This window comes from Acidiphilium sp. MT5 (genome assembly GCF_054767495.1).
This window is the reverse complement of record NZ_BAABMR010000007.1, coordinates 44,932-65,820: the sequence shown is the minus strand read 5'-3', so window position 1 is coordinate 65,820 and position 20,889 is coordinate 44,932. Positions and strand designations below refer to the sequence as shown.

At 61.3% G+C, this 20,889-nt stretch carries 17 protein-coding genes and 1 tRNA gene; 10 read left to right on the top strand and 8 right to left on the bottom strand.

Annotated elements, in window-relative coordinates:
- Positions 1–214 precede the first annotated feature (214 nt).
- Positions 215–994, bottom strand: a complete 780-nt coding sequence (locus ACYUCQ_RS09120; RefSeq protein WP_460254216.1) for an SDR family oxidoreductase — start codon at positions 992–994, stop codon at positions 215–217.
- A gap of 99 nt (positions 995–1,093) precedes the next feature.
- Here ACYUCQ_RS09120 and ACYUCQ_RS09115 point away from each other — a divergent pair, with 99 nt between their 5' ends.
- From ACYUCQ_RS09115 to ACYUCQ_RS09070, 10 genes are all read left to right on the top strand, one after another.
- Positions 1,094–2,746, top strand: a complete 1,653-nt coding sequence (locus ACYUCQ_RS09115; protein WP_460254215.1) for a fatty acid--CoA ligase — start codon at positions 1,094–1,096, stop codon at positions 2,744–2,746.
- Positions 2,747–2,890: 144 nt separating this feature from the next.
- A complete protein-coding gene (locus ACYUCQ_RS09110) occupies positions 2,891–4,390 on the top strand; it encodes an MmgE/PrpD family protein (protein WP_460254214.1) in 1,500 nt (499 codons plus the stop codon).
- A 26-nt stretch (positions 4,391–4,416) separates the two neighbouring features.
- Positions 4,417–5,565, top strand: a complete 1,149-nt coding sequence (gene prpC / locus ACYUCQ_RS09105; RefSeq protein ID WP_460254213.1) for a bifunctional 2-methylcitrate synthase/citrate synthase — start codon at positions 4,417–4,419, stop codon at positions 5,563–5,565.
- A gap of 9 nt (positions 5,566–5,574) precedes the next feature.
- Entirely contained in the window at positions 5,575–6,495 is a 921-nt protein-coding gene (gene prpB, locus ACYUCQ_RS09100; RefSeq protein WP_460254212.1) for a methylisocitrate lyase, read from the top strand.
- A 22-nt stretch (positions 6,496–6,517) separates the two neighbouring features.
- Complete coding sequence (locus ACYUCQ_RS09095) at positions 6,518–7,687, top strand: acyl-CoA dehydrogenase family protein (protein ID WP_460254211.1); 1,170 nt, start codon at positions 6,518–6,520, stop codon at positions 7,685–7,687.
- The gene (locus ACYUCQ_RS09090) at positions 7,684–8,748 is read left to right on the top strand and encodes an enoyl-CoA hydratase/isomerase family protein (protein WP_460254210.1); all 1,065 of its coding nucleotides are present in this window, start codon (positions 7,684–7,686) and stop codon (positions 8,746–8,748) included. The genes ACYUCQ_RS09095 and ACYUCQ_RS09090 overlap by 4 nt, the downstream gene beginning before the upstream one ends.
- 11 nt (positions 8,749–8,759) lie before the next feature.
- Complete coding sequence (locus tag ACYUCQ_RS09085) at positions 8,760–10,469, top strand: AMP-binding protein (protein WP_460254209.1); 1,710 nt, start codon at positions 8,760–8,762, stop codon at positions 10,467–10,469.
- A 16-nt stretch (positions 10,470–10,485) separates the two neighbouring features.
- Positions 10,486–11,253, top strand: a complete 768-nt coding sequence (locus ACYUCQ_RS09080; RefSeq protein WP_460254208.1) for an SDR family NAD(P)-dependent oxidoreductase — start codon at positions 10,486–10,488, stop codon at positions 11,251–11,253.
- Position 11,254: 1 nt separating this feature from the next.
- Positions 11,255–12,442, top strand: a complete 1,188-nt coding sequence (locus ACYUCQ_RS09075) for an acetyl-CoA C-acyltransferase (protein ID WP_460254207.1) — start codon at positions 11,255–11,257, stop codon at positions 12,440–12,442.
- A 47-nt stretch (positions 12,443–12,489) separates the two neighbouring features.
- Positions 12,490–12,564 (top strand) — tRNA-Val (locus ACYUCQ_RS09070).
- Positions 12,565–12,651: 87 nt separating this feature from the next.
- Here the strand turns inward: ACYUCQ_RS09070 and ACYUCQ_RS09065 are convergent.
- The 7 genes from ACYUCQ_RS09065 to cydD all read right to left on the bottom strand — a co-directional run bounded on the left by ACYUCQ_RS09065 (position 12,652) and on the right by cydD (position 20,886).
- Positions 12,652–13,362 carry an SDR family NAD(P)-dependent oxidoreductase gene (locus ACYUCQ_RS09065; RefSeq protein ID WP_460254206.1) on the bottom strand — a complete coding sequence of 237 codons (711 nt, stop codon included), beginning with the start codon at positions 13,360–13,362 and terminating at the stop codon, positions 12,652–12,654.
- A gap of 26 nt (positions 13,363–13,388) precedes the next feature.
- Positions 13,389–14,165 (bottom strand): SDR family oxidoreductase, encoded by a 777-nt coding sequence (locus ACYUCQ_RS09060; RefSeq protein ID WP_460254205.1) that lies wholly within the window; start codon positions 14,163–14,165, stop codon positions 13,389–13,391.
- 203 nt (positions 14,166–14,368) lie between these two features.
- Positions 14,369–14,566, bottom strand: coding sequence for a hypothetical protein (locus tag ACYUCQ_RS09055; protein WP_460254204.1), 198 nt, complete (start codon positions 14,564–14,566; stop codon positions 14,369–14,371).
- An 11-nt stretch (positions 14,567–14,577) separates the two neighbouring features.
- Positions 14,578–15,717, bottom strand: a complete 1,140-nt coding sequence (cydB, locus tag ACYUCQ_RS09050) for a cytochrome d ubiquinol oxidase subunit II (RefSeq protein ID WP_460254203.1) — start codon at positions 15,715–15,717, stop codon at positions 14,578–14,580.
- A gap of 10 nt (positions 15,718–15,727) precedes the next feature.
- The gene (locus ACYUCQ_RS09045; protein WP_460254202.1) at positions 15,728–17,344 is read right to left on the bottom strand and encodes a cytochrome ubiquinol oxidase subunit I; all 1,617 of its coding nucleotides are present in this window, start codon (positions 17,342–17,344) and stop codon (positions 15,728–15,730) included.
- Positions 17,345–17,449: 105 nt separating this feature from the next.
- On the bottom strand, positions 17,450–19,126 hold the full coding sequence (gene cydC, locus ACYUCQ_RS09040; RefSeq protein ID WP_460254201.1) for a thiol reductant ABC exporter subunit CydC: 1,677 nt from the start codon (positions 19,124–19,126) through the stop codon (positions 17,450–17,452).
- On the bottom strand, positions 19,114–20,886 hold the full coding sequence (gene cydD / locus ACYUCQ_RS09035; RefSeq protein ID WP_460254200.1) for a thiol reductant ABC exporter subunit CydD: 1,773 nt from the start codon (positions 20,884–20,886) through the stop codon (positions 19,114–19,116). The genes cydC and cydD overlap by 13 nt, the downstream gene beginning before the upstream one ends.
- Between the last annotated feature and the right edge of the window lie 3 nt (positions 20,887–20,889).

Below are 20,889 nucleotides of genomic sequence, written 5' to 3'. Positions count from 1 at the left end.
CGATATCATCCGAATGTTTCTAGCAAACCAAAAACCTTAAAGGGTGAAAAGTTACCAGCGCGTGACAAAAAACCGGACGAGGGGCTTGGCGCCCCTCGTCCGGCGCTAGAGCGTGATTGCTTATCATCAATCTCGCTCTAGCCTCTGTTTGTCGATCAATTTCATTGGTTTAGCTCGAATCTGTCGATTCAACCTAAACCCATATTGATCTAGGCTAAACCACCATCGTCCCGCCATCGACCGCTAGAATCTGGCCGGTGATATGGCCCGAAGCCGCCGTGCAAAACAGCAAGGCGGCACCCTTCAAATCACCATCATTGCCAATTTTGCCGAGCGGCGTTTTGGCAATCACCTGCTCCTCGAATTGGCTGAGTAGCCCCTTGGTCATTTTCGAGGGGAAAAACCCCGGCGCAATCGCGTTTACGGTAATATTATGCGGCCCCCATTCCGCTGCCAGCGCGCGGGTCATGTTCACCACCGCCCCTTTGGAGGTGTTATACGGGATGGTCCCGGTAATATCGGGATGATGCCCCCGCAACCCGGCAATCGAGGCGATGTTCAAAATCTTCCCAGCCCGCTGCGGGATCATCGAGCGGCGGGCAATCTCCTGGGTCAGAAAAAACAGGCTGGTGACATTCAAATTCATCACCCGCGCCCAGGCCTCCGGCGTTACCTCCGTCGCGGGCGCGCCCCAGGTCGCACCGGCATTATTCACCAGCACATCAATCGTGCCATGCGTGTCCAACACCGCATCGGCCAGCGCCTTCGGCCCCTCGGCCTTGCCCAAATCTACCGCATGCGCGGTCGCTTTGACGCCCAATTTGGCCAAATGCGCCACCGCCGCGTCCAGCTCATCGGTCTTGCGCGCAGAAATCGCAATCGTCGCCCCAAATTCACCCAAGGCTTCGGCAATCTGCAAACCCAACCCGCGCGATCCCCCGGTGATCAGCACGCGCTTGCCGGTCAAATCAAACAAACTCTTCAAATCAGCCATTATGTTTCCCCTCACGGTTGCAGCGCCAGAGCCAATTCCGGCGCAGGATTGACGATTCCGATACGCTCCTATCCAATAGGCCGCAATCGGAGGAAAGCCATGACCCTATCCATTTTGCCAAACAAGTACCCGTTGCTGATTAAACAGATCCTAAAAATGCCCTTGGCCCAGGCCAGCCAGCGCCACATTGTCTATCGCGGCGAGCAGCGCTTCACCTACCCGCAATTCGCCGAGCGGGTGCATCGCCTCGCCGGCGCGCTCGCCACGCTGGGTGCTGAAATGGGCACCACCGTCGCGGTGATGGATTGGGATAGTCACCGCTATCTCGAATCTTATTTCGCGGTGCCAATGTCCGGCTGCGTGCTGATGACCGCCAATATCCGCCTCAGCCCCGAACAAATCGCCTACACGCTCGATCATTGTGGCGCCGAAATCTTGCTGATCCATACGGATTTCCTACCCATCCTCGCCGCCATCCGTGCGCGCCTGCCCAAGCTGCGCCATCTGGTGCTGTTGAGCGATCAACCAGCCGCCGATACGCCAGTGCCCGAGGGTTTCGCCGGGGAATACGAATCCCTGCTCGCCCGCGCACCGTCCCAGTATGATTTCCCCGATTTCGATGAGAACCTCCAAGCCACCACCTTCTACACCACTGGCACCACCGGCCTGCCCAAAGGCGTGATGTTCAGCCATCGGCAAATCGTGCTGCACACGCTGGCCATCATGTCGACCCTGCTGATGGCGGGCCTTAATGCCCGCTTCTCGCGTGAAGACGTCTATATGCCGCTCACCCCGATGTTCCATGTCCATGCCTGGGGCTTTCCCTTCGCCGCGACCATGATGGGCATGCAGCAAGTCTATGTCGGGCGTTTCCTGCCGGAAGTGGTGCTCAAACTCCTCGCCACCGAGCGCGTGACCGTTTCGCATTGCGTGCCCACCATCATGCATATGATCCTCACCGCCCCCGCCGCGAGCAGCATCGATCTCTCGGGTTGGCACGTGATTATCGGCGGCTCGGCTCTGCCGCGCGCCCTCTGCGAAGCCGCCATGGCCCGTGGCATCGATATTTTCTCGGGCTATGGCATGTCGGAAACCTGCCCGCTGATGACCATGAGCCAATTGCGCGGTACCAGTCTCGATGCCGCTCCGGATCGCCGCGAGGCCGAAATCGCCACCCGCATCGCCGCTGGCCTGCCCGCGGTGTTCGTTGAAGTGCGTATCGTCGATGATAACATGAACGACCTGCCGCATGACGGTAAATCAATCGGCGAAGTCGTTACCCGGTCGCCCTATCTCACCCCCGGCTATGCCGGCAATCCAGAAGCCTCCGAAGCGCTCTGGCGCGGCGGCTGGCTCCATACCGGTGACCTTGGCGTGCTCGATGCGGATGGCACGCTGCACATCGTCGATCGCCTGAAGGACGTGGTGAAAACCGGCGGCGAATGGGTCTCCTCGCTCGGCATCGAAGACATTCTTCTCCAGCATCCCGCCATCGCCGAAGTCGCTGTGGTCGGTGTGCCCGATGAGCGCTGGGGCGAACGCCCGGTGGCCTTCGTGGTGACGCGCCCCGGCCACGAGCCGGACGCAGAAGCGATCAAAGCCCATGTCCGCATCCGCGCCGATAGCGGTGAAATTTCCCGCTACGCCGTGCCGGATCGCGTGGTGTTCGTTGAGGCGCTCGACAAAACCTCGGTCGGCAAGCTCGATAAAAAAGCAATGCGCGCCCGCCTCGCCGCAACCGCGCCCGTTTAGAGCCACAGCCATCCAAGCCGGGCGGGGCCGCTCTGCTCTGCCCGGGCTTGCCTTTCGCGTCCCGTTTGCTCATCCTGCACGATAATTCATTATCTGCGCACCCAACAATCCCGACTCCGGCCTTGTCGAAAGTAGAATAACGCCATGAAACTGCACGAAGTTCGCGTCCATCCCTCCAAATCTGACCTTACCCGCGACAACCAACTCGCCTGGAAAATCGCGCAAGTCGCCGCCGAAAAGGTCGCCGTGCCGCGCGATGTCACCGGCATGATCATCAACCGCATCATCGATAATGCCGCCGTCGCCATCGCCTCGGTCAATCGCGGCCCGGTGATCACCGCGCGGGATATGGCTTTGGCGCATAGTCGGCGCGGCGGTGCAACGGTGTTTGGCGTGCCGGGCCGCAAAACCGTTAGCCCCGAATGGGCGGCCTGGGCCAATGGCACGGCGGTGCGTGAACTTGATTATCACGACACCTTCCTCGCTGCCGATTATTCCCATCCCGGCGATAACATCCCGCCGATCCTCGCCGTCGCGCAATCGATGGAGCGCAACGGCCGTGACCTGATCCGTGGCATCGCCACCGGCTATGAAATCCAAATCAATCTGGTCCGCGCCATTTGCCTGCATGAATGGAAAAAAGACCATATCGCCCATCTCGCCCCGGCCCAGGCCGCCGGCATTGGCACCTTGCTCGGCCTCAAGCCCGAGGTGATTTTCCAAGCCGTGCAACAGGCCGTGCATGTCAGCTTCACCACCCGCCAATCGCGCAAAGGCGAAATCAGCTCGTGGAAAGCCTATGCACCCGCCCATGCCGGCAAGCTCGCGATTGAAGCGGTCGATCGCGCCATGCGCGGCGAGGGTGCGCCCAGCCCGATCTATGAGGGTGAAGACAGCGTCATCGCCTGGATGCTCGGCGGCAAAGACGCGGTCTATCACGTGCCGCTGCCCGACAAAGGCGAGCCCAAGCGCGCCATCATGGATAGCTACACCAAGGAACATTCCGCCGAATATCAAAGCCAGGCGCTGATCGATCTCGCATTCCGCATGCGCGAAAAAATCACCGATTTCGCGGCGATCAAGCGCATCACCATCCACACCTCGCACCACACCCATTACGTCATCGGCACCGGCGCCAATGACCCGCAAAAAATGGACCCGAAAGCCTCGCGCGAAACGCTCGATCACTCGATCATGTATATTTTCGCGGTCGCCCTGCAGGATGGCCGTTGGCATCACGTCGATAGCTACGCCCCCAAGCGGGCCCAGCGGGCGGACACGGTGGCGCTTTGGCACAAAATCAGCACCACCGAAGACAAAATCTGGACCCAACGCTACCACGCGGTTGATCCGGCGGAAAAAGCCTTTGGTGGGCGTGTCGAAATCGAATTTAATAACGGCTCGGTACTGACCGATGAACTGGCCGTTGCAAACGCCCACTCGCTCGGCGCCCACCCGTTCGAACGCGCCGATTATATCCGCAAATTCGAAACCCTGACCGATGGCATCATCAGCCCGCGCGAATCCGCCCGTTTCCTCGAAGCGGTGCAAGAACTGCCGGATCTGCCCGCCGGAGAGCTAGACCGGCTCAATGTCGCGCTGCCGGCCAACGCCGTGCAGCATGGCAAGCCGGGTATTTTTTGATCGCCGTGCCTGAAAGGAGCGAAATCATGAGTGAAACCAGCCCATTCAAACCGAAAAAATCGGTCGCTCTCTCCGGCGTTGCTGCGGGTAACACCGCGTTATGCAGCGTCGGGCGCACCGGCAATGATTTGAATTATCGCGGCTATGACATTCTCGACATTGCCGAGAGCTGCAGCTTCGAAGAAATCGCCCATCTGCTGATCCACGAAACCCTGCCCAACCGCGCCGAGCTTGCCGCCTATGAAACCAAGCTGCGCAGCCTGCGCGGCATCCCCGATGCCGTGCGCCGGGTGCTCGAAGCGCTCCCCGCCGCGACCCACCCGATGGATGTGTTGCGCACCGCCGTGTCCGCGCTCGGCTGCGCCCTCCCTGAGCCGCCCGATCACAATCCCGCCGGCGCGCGCGACATTGCGGATCGCTTGATCGCCTCGCTCGGCTCGATGCTGTTTTATTGGTATCATTTCGCAACGAATGGTAAGCGCATCGATGTCGAAACAAACGATACCACCATCGCAGGCCATATTCTGCATCTGCTGCACGGCAAGCCTGCCTCGCCCGACTGGGTGCGCGCCATGCACACCTCGCTGATCCTCTATGCCGAGCATGAATTCAACGCCTCCACCTTCGCCGCGCGCGTGGTCGCGGGCACCGGCTCTGATATCTACTCCGCCATCACCGGCGGCATCGGCGCACTGCGCGGCCCCAAACATGGCGGTGCGAATGAGTTCGCTTTCGAAGTGCAAAAACGCTATGCGACGCCTGATGAAGCCGAGGCCGATATTCGCAGGCGAATTGAAGCCCGCGAAGTGATTATCGGCTTTGGTCACCCGGTCTATACCATTGCGGATCCGCGCAACGTGGTGATCCGCCGCGTCGCTGAAAAACTCTCGAAAGATGCGGGCAACACCAAAATGTTCGACATCGCCGCCCGGCTCGAAACGGTGATGGGGGATGCTAAAAAAATGTTCCCGAATCTGGATTGGTTCAGCGCCGTCTCCTATCACATGATGGGCGTGCCCACCGCCATGTTCACGCCGCTTTTTGTGATTGCGCGCACCACCGGCTGGTCCGCCCACGTGATCGAACAGCGGATCGACAATAAAATCATCCGTCCCGCCGCTAATTATGTCGGCCCCGAAAACCGCCCCGCCATCCCGCTCGCTCAGCGCGGGTGAAAGACGCCCATGACCTATCTCACCGCCGCATCCCTCCCCCGAGAACCCGCGGGCGACCGGTTTCGCGCCTTGCTCGCCCGGCCCGGCATTCTGGGCATCCCCGGCGCGCATAACGGCCTCGCCGCCCAACAAGCGCGCAATGCCGGGTTCGAGGCTTGTTATCTCTCCGGCGCCGCCATGACCGCCTCAATGGGCCTGCCCGATCTTGGCATTATCACGGTCGATGACGTGTGTTTTTTCATCCGCCAAGTCAGCCGTGCCTCGGGCCTGCCCGTGCTGGTCGATGGCGATACCGGCTATGGCGAAGCGCTGAACGTGATGAATATGGTCCGCGCCTTCGAGGATGCCGGGGCCGCCGCCGTGCATATCGAAGATCAAATTTTGCCGAAAAAATGCGGCCATCTGAACGATAAAAAACTCGCCCACCCTGATGATATGGCCGCAAAAATCGCCGCCGCAGCGGCAGCGCGTCGGCATCTCTATCTGATCGCCCGCACCGATGCCGCCGCGAGCGAAGGGATCGATGGCGCGGTGTCACGCGCCAAACATTACCTCGCCGCCGGCGCTGACGCGATTTTTCCCGAAGCCCTGCACAGCGCAGACATGTTTCGCGAATTCGCCGCCCGGATGGACGGCGCGCCCTTGCTCGCGAACATGACCGAGTTTGGCAAAACCCCTTTCTTTACCAAAGACGAATTCGAAGCCATGGGGTATCGCATGGTGATTTGGCCGGTCACCTCGCTGCGGGTTTCCGCCAAAGCCGTCGAAAAACTCTATCAAGCCATTGCCAAGGATGGTGGCGCGCAAAACATGCTCGATGCCATGCAGACCCGCGCCGATCTGTATAAGACCATCGGCTATGATGATTTCGAAGCTTTGGATCACTCCATCGTTAAAACCATCATCCCGCACGGTATGCCCCATAATTAACGCTCTGTTGGAAAATCACCGGATGACAAGCAGCCCCGAAAGCGATCCGCAATTCGATTTAACCGAGGCGCAGCGCGCCATCCGCGATATGGCGAACGGTTTCGCCGCCGAGCATATCGCGCCCCACGCGCTGGAATGGGATGAAAAACGTCATTTCCCTCTTGACGTGATCCGCGCCACCGCTGCTCTCGGCATGGGCGGCATCTATGTGCGCGAGGATGTCGGCGGCAGCGGTCTCGGCCGGCTCGAAGCCGCCTTGATTTTCGAAGCACTCGCCACCGGCTGCCCTGCGATTTCCGCCTATATCTCGATCCATAACATGGTCAGTTGGATGATCGATCGATACGGGTCCGCTGAACAGCGTCAGGAATTCTTGCCCCGCCTGACCAGCATGGAGCAACTCACCAGCTACTGCCTCACCGAACCAGCCTCCGGCTCTGACGCCGCTGCCCTGAAAACCAAGGCGGTGCGCGATGGCTCAGATTATTTGTTATCAGGCGTCAAGCAATTCATCTCCGGCGCCGGCGCCACCGATCTCTATTTGGTGATGGCCCGCACCAGTTCCGATGGCGCGCGCGGCGTCTCATGTTTCCTGATCCCGAAATCGGCCAAAGGGCTCAGCTTCGGTGCCAATGAACGCAAAATGGGCTGGAATGCGCAACCCACGCGTCAAGTCATCATGGATGAGGTGCGGGTTCCCGAACATCATCGGATCGGCGCAGAAGGGGAGGGGTTTCGCATCGCCATGAGCGGGCTTGATGGGGGCCGCTTGAATATCGGTGCCTGCTCGCTCGGCGGCGCGCAAGCGGCACTCGATCGCACCATCCCTTATCTGCGCGAACGCACCGCCTTCGGCAAAAGCCTCGCCTCCTTCCAGGCCCTGCAATTTCGCATCGCCGATATGGCAACCACCTTGGAAGCCGCCCGTATTTTCCTCTGGCACGCTGCCGCCGCGATGGACCGGCGCGACCCGCGCGCCACCGCGCTCTGCGCCATGGCCAAGCGCATAGCCACGGATACCGGTTTCGATGTCGCCAATCAGGCGCTGCAACTTCATGGGGGCTATGGTTATCTGGCCGATTACGGGGTGGAGAAATTGGTGCGTGATTTGCGCGTGCATCAAATCCTCGAAGGCACCAACGAAGTGATGCGCGTTATCATCGCCCGCAGCCTGCTCGCGAGTAACGCATGACCAGCCCTGATCTGCTCGTTCGCATCACCGGCTCCATCGGTCGCATCACCCTCAATCGCCCGCGCGCGCTCAATGCGCTCACGCTCGATATGGTCAGCGAAATTAACGCAGCCTTAGCCCAATGGGCGGGCGATCCAGCGGTGCTCGCCGTTATCGTCGATGGCGCGGGCGAGCGCGGCCTGTGTGCGGGTGGAGATATTCGCAGCCTCTACGATGCCGCCAAGTCCCATGATTTAAACCTGCCTAAACGGTTTTTCGCCATCGAATATCGGATGAATGCGCGCATCGCGTCCTTCCCAAAACCCTATATCCCGATCATGGATGGCATCGTGATGGGTGGCGGCATCGGCCTCTCCGCCCATGGCAATCACCGGCTGGTCACCGCGCGCGCCACCCTCGCCATGCCCGAAGTTGGTATTGGCTTCATCCCCGATGTTGGCGGCACCTACCTGCTCGCCCGCGCCCCTGATCAACTCGGCACCCATGCCGCGCTCACCGCCGCCCGCCTCACCGGGGCTGATGCGCTGCTGCTCAATCTCGCGGACGCGATGATCGATGCAGCTTCAATCCCCGCCCTCATCGCCGATCTTGAAGCCGCCACCAGCCACGATGATATTATCGCCCGGATCGCACAAGCCAAAATTGCGCCACCGCCCAGCGCGCTTGCCGCAGCGCGTAGCTGGACCGCGCGCTGCTATCAGGCTAATCGCGTGGAAGATATTCTGAACAACCTCGAAACAAGTGCCGAACCAGCCGCCCAAACCGCCGCCGCCACCATCCGCAGCCAATCGCCCAGCGCCCTGAAACTAACGCTCCGCGCCCTGCGCCGCGCCGCAACCCTCTCTGGTTTGCCCGCCTGCCTCGATCAGGAATATCGAATGGCGTTGCGCTGCATGGCGAGCCATGATTTCACCGAAGGTGTGCGCGCCGCCGTGATCGACAAAGACCGCACGCCGAGCTGGCAACCCGCGACCCTTGATGCCGTAACGGATGCCATGCTGGACCCGTATTTCGCGTCCCTCGGCCATGACGAACTCGGCTTGGACCCCGCAACCCACTAACGGAGGCCGCTATGACCAGCTTCAGTGAAGCCCGCGCCCTGCTGCTGTCACTGCGCACCGATTATCAGGCGGCGATGCGCCAATTCCGCTGGCCCGATCCCGAAAATTTCAACTGGGCGTTGGATTGGTTCGATGCCGTCCTCGCAACCGATGCTGCATACCGCGACCAACCCGCCCTCTGGATCATTGATGCCCCGAGCGGTATGGGGGAAAAAATCAGTTTCGCCGCGATGAGTGCGCGCTCAAATCAGGCGGCCAATTTCCTGCTCAGCCAAGGCATCACCAAGGGCGATCGGATCATCCTGCTGCTGGGCAATATCGCACCACTCTGGGAAATCATGCTCGCCAGCATGAAAATCGGCGCCGTGGTCATCCCCGCCACCACCTTGCTCACGCCCGATGAACTGCAAGACCGGCTCGATCGCGGCCACGCCCGCGCGGTGATCACCACCCCCGAGCATCTCAGCAAATTCGAGCATCTCGCCGGTGATTATCAAAAAATTACCGTGAGCGATGATAACATCGTGGGCACCACACGCTATAACATAGAAGCTCACAGCCCGCTTTTTACCCCATCAGCGCCCACCAACCCTGATGATGATTTGCTGCTTTATTTCACCTCCGGCACCACCGCCAAACCAAAACTCGTGCTGCACACCCACCGCTCTTATCCGGTCGGCAGCCTATCCACGATGTATTGGATCGGCCTACAGCCTGGCGATATTCATTTGAACATCTCCTCGCCCGGCTGGGCCAAACATGCCTGGAGCTGCTTCTTCGCACCCTGGAATGCCGGTGCGTGCGTGTTCATCCTCAACCAGCCCCGGTTCGAGCCAAAAACCCTGCTCGATCACATCGTCCGGTGCAACGTCACCACCCTCTGCGCCCCGCCCACCGTCTGGCGGCATCTGATCCAGCTTGATCTCAAGCAATGGCCCGTAGGTTTGCGCGAAATTGTCGGCGCGGGTGAACCGTTGAACCCTGAAATCATCGATCATGTGCGTCAATGCTGGAACATCACCATCCGCGATGGCTATGGTCAAACCGAAACCACCGCCCAAATTGGCAATCCGCCCGGCCAAATCGTCAAGCCCGGCGCCATGGGTCGGCCATTGCCCGGCTATCAAATCACTCTCCTCGATTCCGCCAATGACGCCGTATCCGAAGGCGAGGTCGCCATTGATTGCCGCAGCATCCGCCCCGCCGCTTTAATGCGCGGTTATATCGATGCGCAAACCGGCGCGCCGCGCGGCGCAGATCAACCATTTTACCGCACGGGCGATGTCGCGCAGATCGATGGCGATGGTTATTATATTTTCGTTGGCCGTGCCGATGATGTTTTCAAATCCTCCGATTACCGCATCAGCCCGTTTGAGCTGGAAAGCGTGCTGATCGAACATCCCGCCATCGCCGAAGCCGCCGTCGTCCCCCGGCCCGACCCGGTGCGCCTCGCAATCCCCGTCGCCTATATCACACTGATCGAGGGGGCCACGCCGGATCGCGCGACTGCCCACTCGATTTTCCAACATCTCAACATCCGGTTGGCACCGTTCAAACGTATCCGCATCCTGCGCTTCACCCCGGATTTGCCCAAAACCATCTCCGGCAAAATCCGCCGCGTGCAACTGCGTCAAGCCGAAGCCGCCCCCAGCTTGCCCACCGACTACGTCCAATTCGCCGAGACCGACTTTCCCGATCTGCGCGATCAATCACCCAGCTAACAACAAGGATCACGCCATGAAATTCGCCCAAAATACCTTTCTGGTCACCGGTGGCGGCTCCGGCCTTGGTGGCGCCACGGCTCGCGCCTTGATCCGGCGCGGCGCTAACGTGATGATCGCCGATGTGAATGACGAGGCGGCGAGCGCCCTGGCCGCTGATCTCGGCGCGCAAGCACGCTTCATCCATACCGACGTGACGAGCGAGGCGGATGGCACCCAGGCGGTCAAGGCCGCCATTGAGCAATTCGGCGCGTTGCATGGCTTGATCAATTGTGCCGGCATCGGCATCGCCGCCAAGGTGGTTGGCCGTGACGGGCCGCACGCGCTTAGTCGTTTCGCACAGGTCATCAATGTTAATCTCATCGGCACCTTCAACATGATCCGTCTCGCCGCCGCCGCCATGGCCAAGGCGGAGCCAAACATTCAAGGCGAGCGAGGCGTGATTATCAACACCGCCTCAATCGCCGCCTATGATGGGCAAATCGGCCAAGCGGCCTACGCCGCCTCGAAAAGCGGTGTGGTCGGCCTCACACTCCCCATCGCGCGTGAACTCGCAGGCTCCGGCATCCGCGTCGTCACCATCGCGCCAGGCATTTTCGCCACCCCGATGATGGCCGGCCTGCCCGAAGCCGCGCAACTCTCGCTCGGCGCCTCGGTGCCATTCCCCGCCCGCCTCGGTCAGCCGGACGAGTTTGCATCGCTGGTCTGCCATATTTGCGAGAACGTCATGCTCAATGGTGAAACCATCCGCCTCGATGGCGCGCTGCGCATGGCGCCCCGCTAACATGAGCACCCTCACCCCGTCCGATCCGGTCGTGATCGTCAGCGCCGCCCGCACCCCGATGGGCGGATTTCAAGGCGTCTTCAAAGACGTCGCCGCCGCAACCCTCGGTGCGACCGCCATCGCCGCCAGCCTGCAACGCAGCGGCTTGCCCGCCGAAACCATCGATGAAGTGATCTTCGGCTGCGTCTTGCCCGCAGGCCAAGGCCAGGCCCCCGCCCGCCAAGCCGCACTCGGCGCGAAACTACCGCTCGCGACCGGTGCGACCACCGTCAATAAAATGTGCGGCTCGGGCATGAAAGCCACCATGCTCGGCCATGATGCCCTGCTCGCCGGCAGTGCCGACATCGTGGTGACCGGCGGCATGGAAAGCATGTCCAACGCCCCGTATCTGCTCGATCGTGCCCGCGCCGGCTATCGCCTCGGCCATGGTCGCGTGATCGATCATATGTTCCTCGATGGGCTGGAAGACGCCTATGATAAAGGCCGCCTGATGGGCAGCTTCGCCGAAGAGTGCGCGCAAACCTACCAATTCACCCGCCAAGCGCAGGATGAGTTTGCCCTCGCCTCACTCGCCCGCGCCCGTGCCGCGCAAAATTCGGGCGCCTTTGCCACCGAAATCGTCCCGGTCGAGACCCCATCCGGCCCGATCAGCACCGATGAACAGCCCCCCAAAGCCAAACCTGAGCGCATCCCCACCCTGAAACCCGCCTTCCGCGCGGACGGCACGGTCACCGCCGCCAATTCCAGCTCAATCTCCGATGGTGCCGCCGCCCTGGTGCTGATGCGCCGTTCACAAGCCGAGCGTCGCGGCCTCACACCGCTCGCCACCATCATCGGCCACGCCACTCACGCCCAAGCGCCCAACCTGTTCACCACGGCGCCGATCGGTGCCATCAACCGGCTGTTCGAGCGCACCGGCTGGACCCGGGATCAGGTCGATCTGTTCGAAATCAACGAAGCCTTCGCCGTGGTCACGATGGCGGCAATGCATGATTTGTCGCTGCCGCACAGCATCGTCAACATCAACGGCGGTGCCTGCGCCCTTGGCCACCCAATCGGTGCGTCCGGCGCGCGAATTTTGGTAACCCTCCTCGCCGCCCTGGCCCATCACGGCCTGAAACGCGGCGTCGCCGCCTTGTGCATCGGCGGCGGTGAAGCCACCGCCATGGCCATCGAACGCGTCGTCTGACGCCCCATCTTGCCAGGGCGCGCCACCCCGGCTAAACCCCGCCTACCGGGCGCGTAGCTCAGCGGGAGAGCACTGCCTTGACATGGCAGGGGTCACAGGTTCAATCCCTGTCGCGCCCACCACCATCCGCCAGGATCGTGGTTTCGACGGTTCAGTAACAACCTGAATATTTGAAAGTGTCGGCGGGAAATCCTCCCTTGCCCCCGCCCTCAGAACCGCTCAACCCAGGGCCGCAATTCGATTTCCCAACTCCAGGCGCTCCGGTCTTGTTGCAGCAATTGCCAATAAGCCTGCGCAATCGCATCCGGGTCGAGCAAACTGTCCGGCGCGTCGGGCGGCACCGGGCGCGCCGCCGAGGCAATGCCGCCATCAATCACAATATGCCCGACATGAATGCCTTGCGGGGCCAGTTCACGCGCCATGCTCTGCGCCAATCCCCGCAGCGCGAATTTCCCCATCGCGAATGAGGCCGATTGCGCGTAGCCCTTGATGCTGGCCGAGGCGCCGGTGAATAAAATCGCACCATGACGCTGCGGCACCATGCGCTTCGCGGCCTGCTGCCCCACCAAAAACCCGCCAAACGCCGAAATATTCAGCGCCGCCGCGACATCCGCCGGGTCCAGCGTTGCAATCGGCCCCCGCACCCGGCCCGAGGCATTATACACCACAATATCCGGCGGCCCGATTGCCGCATCAACTTCAGCAAACAACCGCGCCACCGGCTCAATCTCGCTGGCATCGCAGGCAAAGGCCCGCGCGCCCGTCTCAGCGCAAATGGCGGCCAATTTCTCGGTGGAGCGCGCTGCCAGCGCCACGTGTACGCCGTGCCGGGTCAATAGCCGCGCCAGCGCCGCACTCAACCCCGCCCCCGCGCCCACAATCAGCGCCCGGCGATAGGCAATCGGTGCTTTCCCCGTCATAGTCTCATCCTCCAATATCATGCCGATCAAACAATAATCGGGCTCGTCGCGCCATCCATGGTGATATTCACCCCGGTAATATATCGCGCCCGGTCCGAAGCCAAAAACAGCACCGCATCGGCAATCTCCGCCGGCGTGGCCATGCGCCCGAGCGGAATCCGCGCAATCCCGCGCGCCCGCGCCTCATCCAGGCTAATCCCCGCCAGCCGCGCATCCGAGGCCAGCCCCTCATTGACCCGATCAGTCTCGGTCAACCCCGGATTAACCCCCACCACCCGCACCCCTCGCGGCGCATAGGCGGTAGCAAGCCCCGCCGTTGCCAGCATCAAGGCCGCATTCGCCGCCCCACCAGCAAGATGCACCGGCGAGGCCACTTTGCCGCCCGCGCCGATCACATTGACAATCACCCCATGCCCGCGCGTCGCCATGCGCTTCACCACCGGGTCAATCACATTAATATAACTAAAATATTTCGTATCCATCGCGGCCCGCCAATGCGAAGGGGTCAATTCATCCGGCGGCGTGCGCCGCGCCGCGCCCGCACTATTGACCAGAATATCAATCGGCCCGAGCTGCGCCTCCACCGCATCAACCATCGCCGCCGCCGCGTCTGGATCGGTTAAATCGGCAGCAAATCCCATGACCGAGGGCAAACGCGCTTGCGCCGCGTCCAAATTCGCGGCGCTGCGCGAACAAATCGCAACCCGCGCCGCCTCAGCCACAAACCCAACCGCACAGGCCAGGCCAATTCCCTTGGACCCGCCGGTAATCAGCACATTTTTAGCGTCGAGTGAAAGTTTCATCCTGCCCCATCATCCAAGTCAGGCGCGGGCCAACCGCCAGCCCGCCGCCTTCAAGAGATGGGGCACTCACGGCGCATTTCCAGCGCCGCCGATCAAGGAAACCGCTTCTTGGTATAGCGCCAGGCCGCAAGATACAGCCCAAGATAAACCAGCGGAATAAAAATAATCAGCCCTTCGAGTCCACCAAGCATCACACAGGCTCCTTAAGAATCGCGGTTCGCAATGCGCGCCGCTTCCTGGGTTTCAAACAACACCGCACCACTCGCCGCAATCAGCACAATCATCGTGGTGCCCACCAGCCAGGCGAAATACCAAGGCCCGTAATCCCCCGCGATCACCGCGAGCAGCAGGGCAGCAATCACCACGCCAGCCAATCCCGCAAGCTTGAACAAATTCGTCATGACCAACCCCCTCAATATGAATGTTCGTCGGCAATGACCGCCTCGGTATGCACGGTGCCGCGCATCACCCGGAACGCCCAGCCGGTATAGGACAGAATGATCGGCACGAACACTAACGCAAAGGCCAGCATCCAGCCCAGATTATAGGCACTGCCTGATGAATTCCACACCGTAAGGCTCTGCGCCGGCGCGGTGGTGGAAGGCATCAGGAACGGGAACATCGCAGCTCCGGTGGTGAAAATGGCGCTGATCCACGCCACCGCCCCCAGCCACCAGCCAATGATCGGCTTGCGCAGCATCGCGGCAAACGCCCCGCCAAACATGCCCGCCAGGCCCAGCACCGGCAGCAGCCACAACACTGGGTAATGCTGGAAATTTCCCATCCAGGCCCCCGCGCGCATCACCACCGCCGGGCCACCCAACGGTGTCGCCGGCATTGCCGCGTTAACCGCGCCGGTGAAGGCAAATCCTTTGACAAACTGGATCCACACCCCACCAATCGCAAACAACGCGCCGGCCACCACACCGCCCGCCATGGCAAAGCGCCGGGCGCGGGCCGCAATCGGTCCTTCGCCACGGATCATCAGCATCGTCCCGCCTTGATACACCGCCAGCGCGAGGGACATCACGCCGCACAGCAAGGCAAACGGGTTGAGCAAATACCAGATGAAGCTCTCATCCTGATAATACTGCCCATCCCAGCTAAAGTGGAAACCAACACCCTGCAAAACATTGCCGAACGCCGCACCGAAAATAATCATCGGCACTGCGCCTGAAACCAGGAACGCCCAGTCCCAGGTGCCGCGCCACCGGCGCGCATCCACTTTCGAGCGATACTCAAACGCAACGGGCCGCAAAATCATGCTGAACAGCAGCAAAATCATCACGACATAAAAAGTCGAGAACGATGTCGCATACAAAGTCGGGAACGCCGCAAAAATCGCGCCGCCGCCCAGAATAAACCAAACCTGATTGCCATCCCAATGCGGCCCGATAATCGCGAGTGCTGTGCGCCGCTCACCATCATTGCGGCCCACAAAGCGCAACAGCGCGCCCACCCCCATATCCATGCCCACCATCACGCCAAGGCCAGAGAGCAACACCCCGAGCAACAAAGCCCAGATGATTTTTAACGCGATATAGATTTCCATAACGATGATCCTATTGCCACTGTTTGTCAGCAAAACCGGGCTGGCCATAGATCGACTGCACAGGCGCTGTCACCGGTTTTACCGGCGCTGCATGCACACCCGGCCCTAACCGCGCGAACTTGAACATCAGGTAAAGCTCAGCCGCAATGAACAAGCTGTAGAGCAGCACAAATCCAACCAGCGAGAAAATCATATAACCAACGCCGTGGGACGAGGCGGATTGGAAGGTCGGCAACCAACCATAAACCGTCCAAGGCTGGCGGCCATTTTCCGCCGTGATCCAGCCAAACTCGCAGGCGAGAATCGGCAGCGGTATCGCCCACATCGAGGCTTTCATCACCAGCGGATGTTTTTCCAGCTCATTCTTGAGGCTGTAATACGCACCAAAAGCAAACACCACCAGAAATGACAGCCCCAGCCCCACCATCAACCGGAAAGACCAGAACTCAACAAACACATTGGGTATCGTCGCCCGTGCCGTCTTGTCCAGCACCGTCGGCATTTCAGCCGGCGTTATCGCCGCCAAATTCTGCCCCGGCGCATAACGCTGGGCCAGAAATCCATAGCCCATATCGTCTTCGTGCTTGCGAAATTCTGCTAACGCCGCCGGGTCTTTGGTCGCGCCATAGGCTTTGAGCGCAATAATCGCCTTGATCCCGTCAACAGTCTTGGCCTTGGCGTCACGCTCCAGCGCAAACACGCCCGGAATCGTGGTGTTCCAGCCATGCGCCACTAACGGCGTCAACACGTAAGGCAGCCCAATTGAAAAATCATCGCGCTGCGTTGCATCATTGGGCAGCGCAATCACTTTCCACGGTGCGGACGGCCCCTTGGCGCTATGCCAAAGCCCCTCCATCGCCGCGAGCTTGGTTGGCTGCACCAAATAATCCATCCGCCCCAGCGCATCGCCCAGCGTCACCACAGCCAAGGTGGAGATCAGCCCGAATAAGGCGGCAATCCGAAAACTCCGCGCCGCGAACTCACGATGTTGCTTGCGCAGCAAATAATAGGAGCTAACCCCCATCACAAACATCGCACCCGTCACATAACCAGCGATCGAGGTATGCACGAATTTCGCCTGCGCATCCGGGCTAAACACCAGCGCGCCAAAGCTCTTGAACTGCATGCGCATCGTGGTCGGGTCGAATTTGGCGCCAGCCGGGTCTTGCATGAAGCCGTTGGCGATCAAAATCCACAAAGCCGACAAGTTCGAGCCGAGCGCCACAATATAAGTGACCGCCAAATGCGCCGGTCGGCTCAACCGGTCCCAGCCGAAAAACATCAGCCCGACAAAGGTCGATTCCATAAAGAACGCCATCAAGCCCTCAATCGCCAAGGGCGTGCCGAACACATCGCCAACAAAGTGCGAATACATCGACCAGTTGGTGCCGAATTCAAACTCCATCGTCAGCCCGGTGGCCACGCCAATGGCAAAATTAATGCCAAACAGCTTGCCCCAGAACTGGGTCATATCCTTATAAACTTGCTTGCCGGTGACAACATACACCGTCTCCATCGCCGCCAGAATAAACGTCATGCCCAACGTCATCGGCACAAACAGGAAATGGTATAAAGCAGTGAGCGCAAACTGCATGCGCGAGAGGTCAACCACAGTCGGATTGATCATTGGCGTTATCCCAAATGGCCTACTGGCGCAGACAATTCCACGTCAGGCGTTACCGCAACGCAATCCCTGCTTATCAGTGCCGTAACCCGCCTTCATTGATTTAGATCAAGGCGTGATGATCCGCCCGGCCTCAAGCGTCACCACCCGGTCCTCTGCGCCAATGGTTTCCAGCCGGTGCGCAATCGTGATCACGGTGCGCCCCGCACTGATCGTGCCAATCGCCTGCACCACCGCCTGCTCCGTTACCGGATCAAGCCCCTCGGTCGGCTCATCGAGGATCAAAAACGGCGTATCGCGCAGCGCCGCCCGTGCCAGCGTCAAGCGCCGCGCCTGCCCGCCCGATAATTTCACGCCCGCCTCACCCACCAGCGTCTCCAGCCCGCCCGGTGCTGCGCGCACAAAATCCGCAAGCTGCCCAATCTCCAGCGCCCGCCACAGCGCCGCCTCGTCGGCATCCGGGCGCGCAATCAGCAAATTATCCCGCACGGTCCCTGCAAAAATCTGGCTGCGCTGTGCAACCACGGTGAATAAGGAACGCACATCATCGCCGCGAATCGTGCTCAGCTCCACCCCGCCAATCTGCACCGAGCCTTCCTGATAAGCGGCAAAGCGCAGCAGTAAATTCACCAGCGAACTCTTCCCCGCACCGCTGCGCCCCACCACAGCCAACCGCTCACCCGGCGCCAGGCTCAAATCCACCCCATCCAGCGCCCAACCCGCTTGCCCCGGATACCGCAGTTTCACGCCCTTTATCTGAATATCCAATCGCGCCGGGCGCGGCGGGCTCACCGCCGGGTCACGCACCGGCACCTCGCGGTCCACCAGCTCAAACACCCGCCGCGCAGACGCCGCCATCCCGCCCCACGCCTGAAACGCCCCGGCCAACGGGGCCACCGCCTCAAACGCCGCCATCGCGCCCAAGGCCAACAGCGCCATATCCGCGCCCGGCAATCGCCCATGAACCACCAGCCGGCCACCAATCACCAGCATCGCCGCCATGCTCAACTGCGCGATCAGCAAGTTCCCGCCCGCCCCCAGCCCGGCAATCACCGCGAGCCGCCCTTGCTGAGCCGCCAATGTCGCGCTTGATCGTGCCACCCGCGCCTGCATCGCGGGTGCTGCATTATAGGTAAGCAGCTCCGCCATCCCCTGCACGCAATCGACCAAATCCGCCCGCAGCGTGGTCTGCACCGTCACCGTCGCCGCACTCGGGCCGTTGCCCAACCGCAGGCTCATCAGCGGCACGCCAACCCCGGCCAATACCAGCCCCACCAACAGCACCAGCCCGGCCAGCGGTGAAAACGCCGCAAACACCGAAGCCATCAGCACCGCCCCGATCGCCGCCACCGCAAATGGCGCCACCACCCGGAGATAAAAATCACCCAGCCGGTCAATATCCGCCACCAGCCGAGCCAACAATTCGCCGCCGCGCTCGCCCGCCAGCCCCACCGGCGCCAATGGCTCCAGCCTCGCGTATAAATCGGTGCGCAAGCCCGCGAGCAGCCGGAACGTGGTCTCATGATCCACCAGCCGCCCGCTATAGCGCGCCAGCACCCGGGCGGTCGCGAAAAACCGCACCCCCGCTGCCGGTGTGAAAAAATTAAAAGCGTTCTGCGCGGCAAACCCGGCCAGCCCCACCAAGGCCGCACTGGTCAAAAACCAGCCCGACAGCGCCAACAACCCAAAATTGGCCAATAGTGTCACCACGCCGAGCGTAATGCCCCCGGCAACCCAGCGCCAATAGGGCCGATAGAGCCGCAACAGCCGGATCAAATCGCGCATGCCATCGCCCCAGTTCCAGTTCCGGTTCCAGTTCCAGCGCCGTCGCCCGCCCCCATCAGCGCGGCATAGGCCCCATTGCGGGCGAGCAGCTCGGCATGGGTGCCGGTCTCGGCAATCCGCCCATCCTCGATCACCAAAATCTGCGCCGCCCGCCGCACCGTCGCTAACCGATGCGCAATCACAATCGCCGTGCGCCCGCGTGCCAAATCCGCAATCGCATCGCTCAACGCCGCCTCGGTCTGCGCATCCAAATGCGCCGTGGCCTCGTCGAGAATCAGCACATCGGCATCCTTCAAAAACGCTCGCGCCAGCGCCAAACGCTGGATTTCCCCGCCCGATAAACCCTCGCCCGCCTCGCCAATCGGGGTTGCCAACCCCTGCGGCAAGGCCAGCACCGCATCGAGCAGCCGCGCCTGCGCCAAAGCCGCCCGCACCGCCGCATCATCCGCCTCGGGCCGGGCGAGGCGCACATTCTCGGCAATGCTGCCGGCAAATAACCGAGGGTTCTGCGGCACATAGGCTAACCGCGCCCACCAATCGCTGCGCTCCAGCGCACTGAGCGCCACATCATCATTGATGGTAATCATGCCCGCACTCGGCGCCACAAACCCTAAAATCGCGGCAACCAGGCTCGATTTTCCCACACCCGACCGGCCAACAATCGCCGTCATCGTCCCCGCCGGAAAACAGCACTCAACCCCGCGCAGCACGCTCACCCCCGGCTCATATCCCAGCGCCAACCCCGTGCAGCGAATGGTCAAAGCCCCGCTCGGCACCGCCGCCTCGCCCCAGCGCACGCCGGGCTCAGTATCCAGCACATCAAAAATCCGCCGCGCCGCCGCCAATGCGCTCATCCGCGCATGATAATGCGTCGCCAGCCCGCGCAGCGGCAGAAAAAACTCAGGCACCAGCAGCAACACCAAAAACGCCGGAAAAAACCCGATCTGCCCATGCAGCAACCGCGCACCAAACAAGACCGCCACCAGCGCAATCGCGAGCGATGCAAAAAATTCCAACGCCGCCGAGGTCAAAAACGCCACCCGCAACCCCGCCATCGTCACGCGCCGATATTCGTCCGCCATCCGGCCAATCAGCGCAATCTCATCACGCGCCCGGCCAAATAATTTGAGCGTGGTAATGCCCTGCACCGCATCCAGAAAATGCGCGCTCATCGTCAGCAAATATTGCCATTGCCGCTGATTGATCGCCTCCGCGCGATACCCAATCAACACCATGAAAAACGGAATAACCGGTCCGGTCACCACCAGGATCAACGCACTGATCCAATCAAGCCGCAGCACCACCGCCAAAATCGCCAACGGCACCATGGCCACCAGCGCCATTTGCGGCAGGTAGCGCGCCAAATACGGCTCCAGCGTCTCCACCCCATCGAGCAGCGTCGCCGCCAAATCAGCACTGCGCTCCCCCGCGGCATAGGATGGCCCCAGCGCGAAAAGATGCTCCAAGAGCAGTGCCCGCAGCGATAATTTCACCGAAACCGCCGCCCGATGCGCCGCCACCTCCGCGCCAAAGCTCAACCCCGCGCGGATCACGAATAATCCAACCAAACCCAGCAGATCAGCGCGCACCGCCAGCAGTGAAGCATGCGCAAACACCACCGCCGTCACAATCCGCGCCAGCAGCACCGCCTGCACAATCACCGCAATACCGGCGGCAAATCCCAGCAGCACCGCCGCACCCAGGCCGCGCCGCGCCCCACGCCCCGCAGCAATCAGCCGCCGATCAATCGCGCGTGCCATCAG